The organism is Streptomyces swartbergensis, assembly GCF_002148965.1.
Lineage (GTDB): Bacteria > Actinomycetota > Actinomycetes > Streptomycetales > Streptomycetaceae > Streptomyces > Streptomyces swartbergensis.
In genome coordinates this window covers 1-13,959 of the sequence record NZ_NGFN01000231.1, presented here as the reverse complement: position 1 = coordinate 13,959, position 13,959 = coordinate 1, and the positions used below count along the sequence as shown (strand labels likewise).

Below are 13,959 nucleotides of genomic sequence, written 5' to 3'. Positions count from 1 at the left end.
CCCGTGAGAACACCCCGCTGCGCCCGCTGCGCGCCACCGGTTCCCGGCCCCCGCTGTTCCTCGTCCACGCGGCCGGCGGTCCGGTCGCCGTCTACAGCACGCTCGCCGAACGGCTCGGCGAGGACCGGCCGGTGTTCGGGCTGGAGCGGATCGAGGAGGCCCGGACCGTGCCGGAGAAGGCGCGCCGCTACGCCGAGGCGATCGCCGCCGCCCGGCCCGACGGGCCCTTCCTGCTGGGCGGCTGGTCATTCGGCGGCTTCGTCGCCCAGGAGACCGCGCGGCAGCTGACCGCCGCCGGACGGGACGTGCCGCTGGTCGTGCTCATCGACTCCGTACGCCCTCTCCCCCGGCCCGGTCTGACGCACGCCGACCGGATCCGGGCGCACTTCGAGGGCTTCGCCGACCACGTCGCCGACGCCTACGGCGTGCGGCTGGAGTTGCCGTACGACGAACTCGTGGCCATGGACGACGACGAGGACCGCATCGACACCGTGCTGCGGGCACTGCGCGAGGCCGCCGAGGTGCCGCCCGCCGCACTGGAGCACCAGCGCGCCTCCTACCTCGACATGGGCATCGGGGAATTGCACCGACCCGGCGGCTACGACGGTCCGGTCGTCCTCTACCGGGCCACCGAGCCCGCGCCCCACACCGTGCGCGACCCGGCGTACGAACGGGACGACGAGGCGCTGGGCTGGGACGAGGTGTGCCCGCGCCTGGAGGTCGTGCCGGTGCCCGGTCACCATCTGTCCCTGCTCGATCCGCCGCACGTCGACGAGATCGCCGCCCACCTGAGCCGGGTGCTCGCCGAACGGGCCCCCTGAACCGCACACCGAGGAGCCGCCATGCCCGACCTGCCGCCGAAGCACGCTGCCGGAGTGTCCCGGCGCACCGTCGCCAGAGCGACGGCCGCCGCCGGTCTCGCCGTCCTGTTCGGGGCCGCGAGCGGTACGGCCCGTGCCGGGGCCGCGACCCGGCTCGGGCCGCGCACGCTGGACGTGTCCGTGCCGTCCGCCGCGCTCGGCCGCAGCGCGCCGGTCCGGCTGATCCTGCCGTCGGGCTTCGGTGCGCGGCCGGAACGGACGTATCCCGTGCTGTATCTGCTGCACGGCGCCCACGACGACTACACGTCCTGGACCCGGGAGACCGACATCGAGGCCTTCACCGAGGGCCGCGACCTGATCGTGGCGATGCCGGACGCGGGTCCCACCGGCATCCCCAGCGTCTGGCGCGGCGGCCCCGACTACGAGACGTTCCAGGTGAAGGAGGTGCCGGCGCTGCTCGCCCGGGAGTACCGGGCCTCCGGCGTACGGGCGGTCGCCGGGGTCTCCACCGGCGGTTACGGCGCGATGGCCCACGCGGCCCGCCACCCCGGGGCGTTCAGGGCCGCGGCCTCATTCAGCGGCATCCTCGACACCACCGCCCCCGGCGTTCCCGCCATCATGGACGCCATCGTCGCCCGCGAGAACCTGCCGGCCGCGTCCCTGTGGGGCCATCCGCTGCTGAACCTGCTGACCTGGCGGGACTTCAATCCGCGGGCCCGCGCCACGGGGCTGCGCGGTACCGCCCTGTACGTCTCCCAGGGCAGCGGGGTCGGCGGCGGCAGCGGCGGCGATCCGCTGCCCGGACTGCTGGAGAGCGCCCTGTGGCCCTCCGCCCAGGGCTTCACCGGCACGCTCGCCCGCCTGGGCATCCGGGCCACCACGCACCTCTACTCGGGAGGAGGACACGACTGGCCTTACTGGAAGCGGGAGTTCACCGCCTCGTGGCCGATGCTCGCCCATGCGCTGGGCGTGCCGGAGTGACGGGGGTGCCGTCGGGGCACGGAACGGAGCGCAGGGGTCGTCCGTCCAACACAGGACTTCCCGCTCGTCCCAGCGGCAACAGCCCGCGGGTGAGCCGCTTCCGGCCGAAAGGAGTGCCCGTGATGGCTGTGCCCACCCCGCACGGCGTGCCGAACCGCCCCGAGACGCCACTGGTGCCGCCCGATCTGGCGGAGCTGCTGCGCGCCCAGCTCGCGGCCGTCGCCGACCAGGTGGAGGAGGAGGTCCGCCGTGAGGTTCCCGAGTACGCGCGGCCCGCCGACGGGGCGTACGGCAGGAACCTGCGGGCCGGGGTGGTGCAGGCGCTGACCCTGTTCGTCGACCACATCGCCGACCCGCGCGACGACGGGGGCGCGATCGCGGCGACGTACTACGAACTCGGGCGTGGCGAGGCCCTGGAGGGCCGCAGCCTGGACGCGTTGCAGTCCGCGCTGCGCGTCGGAGGGTTGCACGCCTGGCGGCTGATGGGTCGTACGGCGGAGGAACTCGGCCTGGACTCCACGGTCGTCGCGGCGCTCGGCGAGCTGGCGTTCCGGACCGTGCACGAGGTCGCCCAGGCGGCCGCGGCCGGCTACGCGGAGGCGCAGCTGCGCAGCTCGGACGAGCTGGAGCGGCGCCGCAGACGGCTGCTCGACCTGCTGCTGGAGGACGGGCCGGTGGCGCTGGAGGCCGTGCAGGATCTGGCGCACAGCGCGCGCTGGCCGGTGCCCCGGACGGTCGCCGTCGTGGCACTCGCGGCGGCACCGGACCAGCGGGAGGAGGACCGGCCGCTGGCCGCGGCAGGCGCGCTGGTGGACATGGAGTCCCGGCCTCCGCGCATGCTGGTGCCCGACCCGGACGGCTCCGGCCGCTTCGGCCGGGCGTTCACGCTCGCGCTGCGCGGCCGGCCCGCCGCGATCGGCCCGACGGTCGCGGTCACCGACGCCGCGCAGTCGCTGCGCCTCGCCACCCGGGCGCTCGGGCTGATGGGGCGCGGGATCCTCCCCCGCCAGGGCGTGGTGCGATGCGCCGACCATCTCTCGACCCTGCTGCTGTACGGCGACGAGCCGCTGCTCGAACGGCTCCGGGAGCGGGTCCTCGCGCCGCTCGACACGGTCTCGGCCGGGCAGCGCGACCGGCTCGGCGAGACACTGCTGGCGTGGCTGATCAGCGGCAGCAACGTGCCGGACGTCGCCGTGCGGCTGCACATCCACCCGCAGACGGTCCGCTACCGCCTGCGCCAGCTGGAGAAGCTGTTCGGCGACGCCCTGCACGATCCCGAGACCCGCCTCGACCTGATTCTCGCGCTCCGCGCGGAGTCACTGCGTACGCGGCAGAACTGATTCCCCGTACGCAACGCAATCGGCGAGTTACTCAATCGGCGACGTACTCAATCGGCAACAAAAAACCGCGGCGATTCCATAATCCCGTCCATAACACTCCGGGAGACACAGCGAATACGTTCGGGCCGTCCTTTTTCGCAGGCGCTCGACGCGCCTCACCCGCGGAGGATTCCCCCATGCGTATCCGTTTGTGTCTCGCCGCGCTCTCGCTGGCCGGCGGGGCCGGTCTCGCCACCCTCTCGGCTCCCTCGGCCACGGCCACGGCCACGACTGCGGCCACGACCGCGGCTGCGGCCTGCACGGACGTCGAGGTGGTCTCGGCGCGCGGCACCTTCGAGCCGGGCACGCTCGGCTTCATCGTCGGCGATCCGGTGTATTCCGCCCTTCAGAAGAAGGCGGCGGGCAAGAGCCTTTCCAGCTACGCGGTGGACTATCCCGCGAACCTTTCCCCGACGTCTGCCGCGCGGGGCAACACGGACCTGGTGAACCATGTGAGGAGCCAGGCCGCCGCCTGCCCGAATCAGCGTTTCGTTCTCGTCGGCTATTCGCAGGGCGCGAACGTCGTCGACAACTCGATCGGCATCAGCAGCGCGGGCGCGGTGGTCGGCAGCCCCATCGTGGCCACGCTGCCCGCGGCGGTCGAGCCGAAGGTCGCCGCGGTACTGCTGTTCGGCAACCCGATCCGCGCCCTCGGCAAGAGCGTCACCGGCACGTACCAGAGCCGCACCCTGGACATCTGCGCCAAGGGCGACCCGGTCTGCGAAAGGGGCGGCAACGACACCGGGGCACACCTGAGCTACCGCGACAACGCGGACGAAGCGGCGACGTTCGCGGCGAGCAGGCTCTGACCGAAGCGACAAGGACCCGCGCCGGGGCACGACTTGCCGCGGCGCGGGTCTTGGCGTGGGGGCTGGTCTTGGCCCGGGCGCGGGCCCTGGTACGGCACGGGCCCTGGTCACGGCGCGGGCCCTGGTCACGGCGCGGGCCCTGGTCACGGTCGCGGGTCCTGGTCACGGGGCGGATCTGTGCCGGGCGGCGGGCCCTCACACGAACCTGTGCCGCGGCACGGGGCTCGGCCGTCGCACGGGCCTTGGCTGCCGCACGGGCCTTGGCTGCCGCGCGGGCGTTGGCTACCGCACGGGCGTTGGCTAGCGCGCGAATCTCGCCGCGGCACGGACTCGAGCCGCGCAGCGGGGGCTCGGTCCGGCGTGGCTCGAACCGGACGGCGGGCCTTGACCCCGGTACGAACCTCGGTCCGGCGCCGATCTGCGCCGGACAGCGGAACGTGGCCGCAGCACGGGCCAGGCCTCGGCCGTTGCACGGCCATGGCTGCCGCGCGCGTTAGCTTCCGCGCGAATCTCGCCGCAGCACGGACCCGACCCCGGCAGACGGGGGCTCAGCTGCGGCACGGGACCTGAACCAGCGGCCGGCCTTGCCCTCGACACGGATCTCGGCCCCGGCACAGACCTGACCCAGGCGGCCGGCCTTGAGCCGATACGGAACTCGGCGCCGGAACGGATCTCGGGCCCAGCACCGGGCCCCTCGCCGACACGCCGACCCGAGCCGATGCAGTGGTCATGAGCCGGGCAGCGGGACTTGTCGCAGCACGGGTCTGTGCCCTGTAGCAGGTTCGGCCGCAGCGGTGTCCGAGCAGCTGTGTCGCCCGAGTCGTAGCGGCACGCGAAGAGGCCCGGGAGGAATCCTCCCGGGCCTCGGTCGTGCGTGCGGGGTGGGCTAGCGCGGGGAGTGTGCGAAAGCGGCGAGGCTCGTGGAGACGGGCTCGGGGCGGCCGTTGTTCTGGGTGGGTGCGGCGGTCAGTACGTCGAGGTGCTGGTAGCCGTCGGCGATGACGGGGTGGAGCTCGGGCGCGACCCGGCCGGCCAGCAGGCCCTCGCCGGCGAGGACGGTGAGGACCGGGTTGGCCTTGAGCCCGCCGGGATGTACGACGAGCTTCTTGACCTGCGGCGAGGTGGACATCTGGATGTCCGTCACCAGCTTGGTCGGGAAGTACTGCTCGGTGAAGTCCAGCGGCTGCTCGGCCAGGCTGCGGGCCAGTTGGCGAACATCGGTGACCTCCTCGCCCGCGCCGGTGAACGGCGTGCCGTCGGCCGACCGGTGGCCGGGGTCGTCGGGGTCGCCGACGCGGTCGTAGTTGCGCCAGGTGTAGAGGGGTCCCTGCGGCCGGTCCGGGATGGCCTTGTACGCGGTGCCGTACGGCCCGGGCTGCTGCGCCCCGCCGTTGGCCACGGGGAAGCTCTTGTCGGCGATCGGCCCGCCGTCGAAGAAGCCGACGCTGGTCTGGAGGAAGGCGAGTGGTACGGAGTTGTCGTCCAGCAGGGCACCGAGCACCGCCCCGTTGGTGAGCCGGAAGTCCTTCACCGCGGGCTTGCCGGTGAGGAAGGCGGCGGTGTCCTTGGAGAACAGGACGCGGTGGGTGGCCTCGATGTTGAGGTTGGAGGGAAGGTAGCGCGGCAGGCTCGCCTCGGCGTCCGGGGCCTTGAGGGCACCCATCCCCGCGATGCCGAGCAGCGTCATGGTCTCGGGATTGAGCAGCACCGGCGCGGACAGCGTGCGCGGCAGCACCCCGCTGTCGAGCCCGGCCTGCACCACGCCGTAACCGAGACCGATGTCGGGCAGGTTGGTGTCGTCCGGCAGGCTGCCGCTGAGGTCGGCCAGCGAGGTGGAGACGGTCGTGTCGAGGGCGAAGTAGCCGGCGCACTGGTTGTACCCGGCGTCCGCCGTGGTGGCCCGGTCGCCGTCGAAGTCGGCGGCGGCGAAGTACCCGGTGATCACACCGCCCAGTGAGTGCCCGCCGCACAGCACCTTCGCCTTGCGCTGCGTCTGGTCGGGCAACTCGGCGGTGAGCAGGTCGTACTGGTCGCGTACAGTCTGCTCGATGCCGAGCTTCGCCATCCAGCCCAGCTTCTCGTTGCCGGCGAAGCCGGCGAAGGTCCGGCCGTCGACCTGCTTGCCGCGGTAGTAGTAGTCGACGGCGGTGTGCTGGTCGCCGGAGGCGATGCCGGTGCGGTCCTCCAGGCAGTTCGAGCGCCGGTCCAGCGCCCAGAACTCGATGTGCAGGCCCTGCTCGGCGGCGCGCGCCACGGTGTTGCGGGCCACGCTGTCGAACGCTCCGGCCCCTTCCAGGATGCCGGGCTGGGCGACGAGGATCCGGTCCGCGTCGGACGAGGCGGCAGGCCCGTCGGCGGAGCGGTAGCGCAGGTACGACAGCCAGTCGCAGGCGGCCGGACGCGGCCCGGCCGACTCCGGCAGCGGTACCCTCACCCGCACCACCGACTCCGTCACCCCGGTCACCGGCGACGTCGACGCGACCGGCGTCTCGGTCCGCCCGCCGTCGGCCCGGGCACCCGGAGCCGCGGCCGTGAGCGTCCCGGCGGTCAGCAGCACCGCCAATGCGGCACCCCGCCACTTCCCTCTTGTCCTACGGTTCATGTCCATGCCACGGACGCTAGGGCTCCGGCAGGAGGTCGCTCAGGGGGTGCTGATGAGAACTCAGTTTCCGGATCGTGCCTTGTCACCGGCGCACAGGAACGCGAAGACGCCCAGTGCAACGACACCTCCCGCGACCAGCAACACGGTGCCCGTGATCAGCGACCGGCCCTCAGGCGATCGACCCAGCGGCTTGAATCTGCGGCCACAACTTCGACCTCACCTTCGCCCACGCGGCCCCCTGCTCCCGGACATCGACCATGCCGCCCCCTCAGCCGCAGAGGCAGTCGGCGTACGCCTGCGCTGCATCCTCAGGGGCGGAGGATGAGCTTTCCGCGCGGGTGACCGGAATCGCTGAGCTCGTGGGCCTCGGCGGCGTCGGCGAGCGGGCAGCTCTGGTCGATGCGGACGCGCAGGCGGCCGTCGGCGGCGAGCTGGGCGTAGCCGGCGAGCTGGGGCCCGAACCCGCGATCGTGGCCGGCGAAGATGACCCCCAGTTCGGCGGCCCGGAGGTCGGCGATGGGGACGATACGGTCAGCGAGGCCGTTGCCGTAAGCGACGGGGACGGCACCGAGGGAGCACAGGTAGTTGGCCGGCTCAGACCGATGACGGAGAAGCCTCACTCACCCGCTTCCGCGGGTGGGCGGTGGAGAATGCCCCCGACGAGCGGCAGGACGGCCTCGGCTCGATACTCAGCTCCAAACACCGGGCCACTCTCGTCACGCCGGTGATCCACATCAAAAGCCTTGGCGTGCCGGAATTCACTGCATGTGCGGTGCATGCACTCCCGGGAGTCATATGATCCGGAGATGTTCACTCGAATACTTGCGCGGGCGGGCGGAGGTCCGGTGGACGTCGACGCCCAGGTGCTCGCCGGATTCCTCCGTCCTGGAGACACGGTCCCCGGCCAGGTGGTCGTTCGGGGCGGCTTGCTCGGCACGGAGATCCAGCGCTTCTCCTTCGAGGTGCTCGCGTCCTGGACCGCCGCCCTCGGTGTCCGTGCCGGGGACGACGAGGTCAACCGCGCCTACGCGTACGGCCCCTTTTCGGTCCCGAGGGGCGAGGAGGTCGTCGTGCCGTTCACGGTCCGGTTGCCCTGGGCGACGCCGTTCACCGAAGTGGCGGGGCGAGCGCTGGGAGTCGTCCTGGAACTGCGGACCCGCGTGGACGACAGTGCGATCAGAACCGGTTCGGACGAGGATCTGCTGCACGTCTCGCCCTTGCCTCTGCACGAGGCCGTCCTCGACGCCTTCACCGGGCACGGATACACCTGCGAGGCCGGGCGGTTGGTCGAGGAGTGGATCCCGGACGTCGACCAACCGTACGACTTCTACCAGTTGCTCGAACTGCGGGACCGTGCGTCAGACGGGGTCAGCACGGACCTCGAACTCGTCTTCCTGACCAACGCAGTCGGCTGCGAGGTCCTGCTGCGACGCTCCGGCCACGGCGTCCAGTCGTGGGAAGAGAAGCCCCCGGCCTGCCGTTTTGTCGTGGCGCACCACGATCTCGACCGCACCGACTGGAACCGGCTGGTGGGCGATTGGCTTCGCCAGGTGGGGGCGGCCTGACCCTCCCGGCTCTCAGCGGCGTCCGAGTCGGCGTGCGCGTCGGCGTCCGGGTCCCGGGACGATTCTCCGGGTGCGGACTGGGGCGCTCCGTTCCTTCCCGTGCCGTCGCCGGATCGAGCTGATCCGCGCCCCGGCGGCACACGACGCCCACAAGTCAATGGGGCTTCAGGCCGAGGTGCGACACTAATCGCATCACCAACCAGGTCTTCGGCCGCTTTGAATCGGCACCACTGCGTGGTCGAGCGCACAATGTCCTGGCTGAACGGCCGTCGGCGCCTGCACCGCCGTTACGAGCGGAAGGCCGAGCATTTCCTCGCCTTCGTCGGCATCGCCAGTGCCCTCATCTGCTATCGCGGGGTCGCACCCTCCCGGAGTGGCCGAACTCAGATGTTGGCCGCCCCGTAGTGCAGGACTCCTTCGTGCGGAAGCAGGTAGCCGATCGCGCGCTCCTGCGGGAGCTTGTGTGCCAACGTTGCCGCATCGGTGCATCCAGAGACTTCCCAGCCGATCACGCCGAGGCTGAACATCGCCTGCTCGAAGGTCTCGGTCCCAATGACCGCGAGCCAGTCGTCCATGACGGCGGACCGGAAGAACGGCCGGCCGTCCCAGTAGGCGATGCCCGCCTTGTCCAACGCTCCGAGGGGGATGTAAAAGTCCAGCCAGTCGCTGCTGTCGTCACCTCCGCGGATCGCCACGCAACCGCACACGGCCGGCTGGCCGGTCGGCAAGCGGACCTGACCGTGAAGGTGGCCGAACTCGGTCAGGGAGGCGACCGTGCATGGCACGGATTCCTGCTCGTGGGGCTCACGGTCGTTGAACGCGAATGATCCCTGCACACCTGCTGCCGACCACACAGCGCTCAGGACTGCCTGTATCTCAGCGGCATCAGTGGACCCAACCTCGATCGCAAGTTCGTAGTAGCCGTCGGACCAGTTGGTCTGGTCACGGAATGAAGCAGGATTCGGCATGACGCGATCATGCAGCACGGTCCGGTCCCGTGATACCCCATTTCGGCGCTCAGATGCACCAATCGAGACGACCTCCAAGACCCCGTCGTGACCGGCGAGGACGCGGTTGAATCGGTCGACGACCTTCTGTTCTCGCCTGTCCGGCTTCATCGGGGCTTCGCCCCCAGTGATCGTCGGGCGGCAGGAGCGGCGCCTTGCGTTCTGCTTGAGCTCGGATCTCGACGTGATGCGTGAGCAGTGGTGCGGAACGCCTCCTCGTAGGAGGCCAGGGCTGCGCTCATGGCGCCGCCTGCGATACCCCGGCGGCCAATACGTGATGCCGGCCAGGCGGCAAGGTCGTTGACTTCCCTGTGGCGTTGGCGTACCCGCTCCAGGCGCGGAGTCGCCGGGCCGTCGGCGGCGGGGTGCCTGCGGCAGGGGGCTGGCGCGGACATACGCGATGCTGTCGGCACGTTTTCTCCACCGCCAGCCATCAGGCGCTCACGCCACACCTCGACGCCGGGGTGCTCGTGGAGCCAGGCGGCAACGGAGCCGGTCTCGCGATCAGGCAGCGCATCGCCGACCGTTGCCGTGGAAGAACGCCGCGGCTCGGTCGGACCCGGCACTTGCTCCACGAACGTCGGCGCGCCGACACTGACTCTGGTCGCAGAAGAACCGAGGCACGTGCAGACGAACGACCAACCCCCGGCCATTGACAGGTAGCCGGCGACGTGACGCCAGTACCGGCTGTGAACCCGCGTAGCCGGATGCTGGCACTGTCCCCCGGAGGAGCAGGGTCTCCGCGAGTCAGGGATTGGGCAACTGCGTCTGGCCCGGGTAAGCGCGGAGCCCATCGAGAATGATCACCAGATAGCGCCGCCACATCTTGGAGGGATACTCCGCGGGCACAGCCATCACGGCGTCGATCATCGCGGCGATCGGCACGAGGGCGGCCTGATGCTCCGCCAGAGGCCGTAGCCGCCGACCCGACACCTCCGGGACCGACCCTGCTACCGGTGTTCGAGCAACACCACCAAGATCGCTGCAAGTGCGAAGCACGCCCTGCCGGCCTCACCGAGGACCGGCTCGGGACCGGCGGGCCCGACCGGCTCGTCCCGGTACAGGACCCCCTTATCGGCCCGGCCGAGCTGCGAACCGGCGGTTTCGGGAGCATGGTGGGGCTATGGACGGTCAACCCCCTGTGGTCGTGCAGCCGCCCGCGTCGGACGGCGGACGGCTGGTGACCATCCACGGCGAGCGCATGGGCGTCGCCTACAGCCTCTTCGACGTGCTGGACCTCCTGCACCGCGAGGGCCTGCCCACCACCGACACGGCCGTCGACGACACCGAGCTGATCGAGTGGCGCGGCGGCGGCCCCTACGACTGGAACAGCGGGTCGTCCGACGAGGCCTGAGCCTTCGTGGGGCCGCCTTTCGTGGGGCCGCCTTTCGCGAAGCCGCCATTCGTGGCCCCTTTCGCGGGGCGCCCTTGCGCGCGAGGCCCTGTCTCAGTCCGCTCCCGACGCAGCCGCCACTCCCCCGGCCAGCCGGTCGAGGCGGTCTCGGTGGGCGGGCGTCAGGTCCAGGCCCGCCGCGGCGAGATTCTCCTCCAGGTGCTCGATGCGTGCCGTGCCGGGAATCGGCAGGACGACCGGCGAGCGGTGGAGGAGCCAGGCGAGCGCGACCTGCGTCGGCGTCGCACCGAGGTCGGCCGCCACGGCCGCGATCTCCGCCTCCGCCCCCGCCTTCCCCCAGGCGACGGGCCGCCACGGCAGGAAGGCGATTCCGGCCGCCGCACAGGCGTCGAGCACCGGCTCGTGCTCACGGTCGAGCAGGTTGTAGCGGTTCTGCACGCTCACGATGTCGACGATCTCCCGGGCCTGCGCCAGCTCGGCGACAGTGACCTCCGACAGCCCGATCCGGCCGACCAGGCCCTCGGCCTGGAGGTCCCGCAGCGTGCCGAGCTGGTCGGCGAGCGGTGTCGCAGGGTCGAGGCGGTGCAGTTGGAGCAGCTCGATCCGCTCGACGCGCAGCCGGCGCAGGGCCTGCTCGACCTGGTGGCGCAGGGTGTCGGGCCGCCCGTCGAGCCGCCACTCGCCGTCGATGCGCGCGACACCGACCTTGGTGGTGATCAGCAGCCCCTCCGGATAGGGGTGCAGGGCCTCGGCGAGGAGCTCCTCGTTCGCTCCCCAGCCGTACATGTGGGCCGTGTCGATCAGTGTGACGCCCAGCTCCACGGCCCGCCGGGCGACCGCGAGGGCGTTCTCCCGCGCGGGGCCGGGCTCGGCCGGCAGATGCATGGCTCCGAAACCGAGCCGGCGTACGTCCAGATCCCCGCCGATGCGGAAGGTGGTCGTTGTCATGAGCGCTGTCTCCCCCTCTGCTCAAGCGGCCACGGTAACAGCGCGGTTGGCGGCACCGCCGGTCACAGGGGCCGCGCCGGACCGCCGCGCACCCCCGGCACGGCACCGCTCGACGAGCCGTTGCCAGTGCCCGGCGTTACGCTGCGCGCACATGGCCCTCGGCCCCTTCACGGAGGTTCTCATGGTCTCGCGTCTCAACCCGTACCTGTCCTTCGACGGCGACGCCCGACAGGCGATGGAGTTCTACCAGGAGGTCTTCGGCGGCACCCTCACCCTCAACACCTACGGTGACTTCGGCCATGCGGAAGCCCCCAACGCCGACAAGATCATGCACGGCATGCTGGAGACCCCCAGCGGATTCACCCTGATGGGCGCCGACAACCCGCCGGGCATGGAGTCAGCGCCGGGCCAGCCCTTCTCGGTGAGCCTGAGCGGCGACGACGACGCAGAGCTGACCGGCTACTGGGAGAAGCTGTCCGAGGGCGGCTCGGTGTCGGTACCGCTGGAGAAGCAGATGTGGGGCGATGTGTTCGGCATGTGCACGGACCGCTTCGGCGTCCCGTGGATGGTCAACATCAGCAGACCGGAGAGCTGAGCGGGACCGACCGGACGGTCAGAGACCGTCCACCCCGCGGGGCCGCCCGCACACGCCGTGCACCGCCGGTGTGTGCGGGCGGCCTTGTTTGTCGAGACGCGTGTGGATCGCCCTGTTCGTTGGATCGTCCTGTTTGTTGGTACGTCCTGACAAAGCTGTTGACATCTCCAAAAGGCGCCCGCATAGTACCTGCCACTAGAGCGCGCTAGTGACGCGCTCCAGCTGTCTCCCCGGACCGGGCACGACCCGCTCCCCCCAGCACACCGAGGTGCACCCGACATGCGCAGACACCACAGATCCGCCGCCCTGACCACCGCCGTCCTCGTGGGCGCGCTGCTCGCCGCCGGCTGTTCCAGCGGCTCCGGCGGGAAGCAGTCCGAGACCGGCGGCACCGACGCCGCCGCGGGCAAGGCCACCACGCCTCGGATGACCGTTGCCATGGTCACCCACGCGGCACCCGGCGACACCTTCTGGGACCTGATCCGCAAGGGTGCCCAGGCCGCCGCCGCGAAGGACAACATCAAGCTCGTCTACTCCAGCGACCCCGTCGCCGGAAACCAGGCCAACCTCGTGCAGAACGCCATCGACCAGAAGGTCGACGGCATCGCGCTCACCGCCGCCAAGCCCGACGCCATGAAGGCGGTCGTGGCCAAGGCCAAGGCGGCCGGCATCCCCGTCGTCGGCTTCAACTCCGGCCTGGACAACTGGAAGGAACTCGGCATGCTCGAGTACTTCGGCCAGGACGAGAACATCGCCGGCCAGGCCTTCGGCGAGCGCCTCAACCAGCAGGGCGCCAAGCACGCCGTCTGCGTGATCCAGGAGCAGGGCCAGGTCGCGCTGGAGGCGCGCTGCGCCGGCCTGAAGAAGGGCTTCAAGGGCACGACGGAGAACCTGTACGTCAACGGCACCGACATGCCCTCCGTGAAGTCGACGCTGACCGCCAAGCTCCAGAAGGAGTCCAGCATCGACCAGGTGGTCACGCTGGGCGCCCCGATCGCCATGACCGCCGTGCAGTCGGTCAAGGACGCGGGCAGCAAGGCCAAGATCGCCACCTTCGACCTCAACAAGGACCTCGTCGGCGCCATCCAGAGCGGGGACATCCAGTTCGCCGTCGACCAGCAGCCCTACCTCCAGGGTTACCTCGCCGTCGACGCGCTGTGGCTCTACAAGACGAACGGCAACGTCAGCGGCGGCGGCACCGCGCCGGTGCTCACCGGGCCGGCCTTCGTCACGAAGGACAACGTCGACAGCGTCGCCGAGTTCGCGAAGAAGGGGACGCGCTGAGAGAAGAAGGGGACGCGCTGAGAAAGGGACTGGCTAGGTGTGCTATCCCGGGACGTTGGTGACAGGCGACACGCCTTGAGTGGTCCTTGAAAGAGGTGAGGGCCTCCGGGTTCGGTGTGGATTGCGACATCTACAACCGGCTCCCAGGAGGCCCTCGTTGTTCCACCGTAACGCCCCGCTGACCGCGACCGGCCGGCTGCGTCTGGCCCGGTGTGTCGTCGACGACGGCTGGCCGCTACGGCGGGCCGCGGAACGCTTCCAGGTCAGCCACACCACCGCAGCACGCTGGGCAGGCCGCTACCGCAAGCACGGGCACCGGGATGCAGGACCGCTCCAGCCGCCCACACCACCAGCCCCGCCGCACCCCGGACGCCGTTGAGGAGCAGGTCGTGCGCCTGCGACGCGAACATCGCATCGGGCCGCTGCGGCTGGCCGCCCGCTGCAACATCGCCGCCTCCACCGCCCACCGCATCCTCGTCCGGCACCACCTGCCCGCCCTGGCAGCCTGCGACCGGGCCACCGGCGAACCAGTACGCCGCTACGAACGGGCCCGGCCCGGCGAACTGCTCCACATAGACGTCAAGAAACTCGGCCGCATCCCTGATGGCGGCGGC

At 71.0% G+C, this 13,959-nt stretch carries 13 protein-coding genes and 2 pseudogenes; 10 read left to right on the top strand and 5 right to left on the bottom strand.

Translation table 11 applies throughout. The annotated features are described in order from the left end of the window. The 4 genes from CA983_RS29535 to CA983_RS29520 form a co-directional block, all read left to right on the top strand. Positions 1–821 (top strand): thioesterase domain-containing protein (locus CA983_RS29535; protein ID WP_143645580.1); only part of this gene is annotated, 821 nt, incomplete at its 5' end. Positions 822–842: 21 nt separating this feature from the next. After that, positions 843–1,802: an alpha/beta hydrolase gene (locus CA983_RS29530; protein ID WP_086603874.1), complete on the top strand. Its 960-nt coding sequence runs from the start codon at positions 843–845 to the stop codon at positions 1,800–1,802. A 122-nt stretch (positions 1,803–1,924) separates the two neighbouring features. After that, entirely contained in the window at positions 1,925–3,142 is a 1,218-nt protein-coding gene (locus CA983_RS29525) for a PucR family transcriptional regulator (protein ID WP_086603873.1), read from the top strand. A gap of 176 nt (positions 3,143–3,318) precedes the next feature. Further along, positions 3,319–3,990 carry a cutinase family protein gene (locus CA983_RS29520; protein ID WP_086603872.1) on the top strand — a complete coding sequence of 224 codons (672 nt, stop codon included), beginning with the start codon at positions 3,319–3,321 and terminating at the stop codon, positions 3,988–3,990. 886 nt (positions 3,991–4,876) lie between these two features. Here the strand turns inward: CA983_RS29520 and CA983_RS29515 are convergent. Together CA983_RS29515 and CA983_RS29510 are read right to left on the bottom strand one after the other, a co-directional pair. Further along, positions 4,877–6,598 (bottom strand): hypothetical protein, encoded by a 1,722-nt coding sequence (locus tag CA983_RS29515; RefSeq protein ID WP_086603871.1) that lies wholly within the window; start codon positions 6,596–6,598, stop codon positions 4,877–4,879. Positions 6,599–6,900: 302 nt separating this feature from the next. After that, complete coding sequence (locus CA983_RS29510) at positions 6,901–7,212, bottom strand: zinc-binding dehydrogenase (protein WP_086603870.1); 312 nt, start codon at positions 7,210–7,212, stop codon at positions 6,901–6,903. A 186-nt stretch (positions 7,213–7,398) separates the two neighbouring features. Between CA983_RS29510 and CA983_RS29505 the strand changes: the two genes are divergently transcribed. Both CA983_RS29505 and CA983_RS29500 read left to right on the top strand, forming a co-directional pair. Further along, entirely contained in the window at positions 7,399–8,157 is a 759-nt protein-coding gene (locus CA983_RS29505; RefSeq protein ID WP_158101900.1) for a sporulation protein, read from the top strand. A gap of 204 nt (positions 8,158–8,361) precedes the next feature. After that, positions 8,362–8,562: pseudogene (locus CA983_RS29500) on the top strand (hypothetical protein); the annotation flags it as partial. Here the strand turns inward: CA983_RS29500 and CA983_RS29495 are convergent. Both CA983_RS29495 and CA983_RS46340 read right to left on the bottom strand, forming a co-directional pair. Next, positions 8,541–9,275, bottom strand: coding sequence for a hypothetical protein (locus CA983_RS29495; RefSeq protein ID WP_244207151.1), 735 nt, complete (start codon positions 9,273–9,275; stop codon positions 8,541–8,543). The pseudogene CA983_RS29500 and the gene CA983_RS29495 overlap by 22 nt on opposite strands. 636 nt (positions 9,276–9,911) lie before the next feature. Continuing rightward, on the bottom strand, positions 9,912–10,049 hold the full coding sequence (locus CA983_RS46340) for a hypothetical protein (RefSeq protein WP_158101899.1): 138 nt from the start codon (positions 10,047–10,049) through the stop codon (positions 9,912–9,914). A gap of 238 nt (positions 10,050–10,287) precedes the next feature. Between CA983_RS46340 and CA983_RS29480 the strand changes: the two genes are divergently transcribed. Beyond that, positions 10,288–10,518 (top strand): hypothetical protein, encoded by a 231-nt coding sequence (locus CA983_RS29480; RefSeq protein WP_086603867.1) that lies wholly within the window; start codon positions 10,288–10,290, stop codon positions 10,516–10,518. Between the two features lie 93 nt (positions 10,519–10,611). Here the strand turns inward: CA983_RS29480 and CA983_RS29475 are convergent, their stop codons facing one another. Next, positions 10,612–11,466 carry an aldo/keto reductase gene (locus CA983_RS29475; protein ID WP_086603866.1) on the bottom strand — a complete coding sequence of 285 codons (855 nt, stop codon included), beginning with the start codon at positions 11,464–11,466 and terminating at the stop codon, positions 10,612–10,614. Between the two features lie 181 nt (positions 11,467–11,647). On the opposite strand from CA983_RS29475, the gene CA983_RS29470 reads away from it, so the two are divergent. The 3 genes and pseudogenes from CA983_RS29470 to CA983_RS29460 form a co-directional block, all read left to right on the top strand. Continuing rightward, positions 11,648–12,061: a VOC family protein gene (locus CA983_RS29470; RefSeq protein WP_086603875.1), complete on the top strand. Its 414-nt coding sequence runs from the start codon at positions 11,648–11,650 to the stop codon at positions 12,059–12,061. A gap of 279 nt (positions 12,062–12,340) precedes the next feature. Beyond that, positions 12,341–13,345 (top strand): substrate-binding domain-containing protein, encoded by a 1,005-nt coding sequence (locus CA983_RS29465; RefSeq protein ID WP_086603865.1) that lies wholly within the window; start codon positions 12,341–12,343, stop codon positions 13,343–13,345. 157 nt (positions 13,346–13,502) lie between these two features. Continuing rightward, positions 13,503–13,959, top strand: a pseudogene (locus CA983_RS29460) (leucine zipper domain-containing protein); the annotation flags it as partial.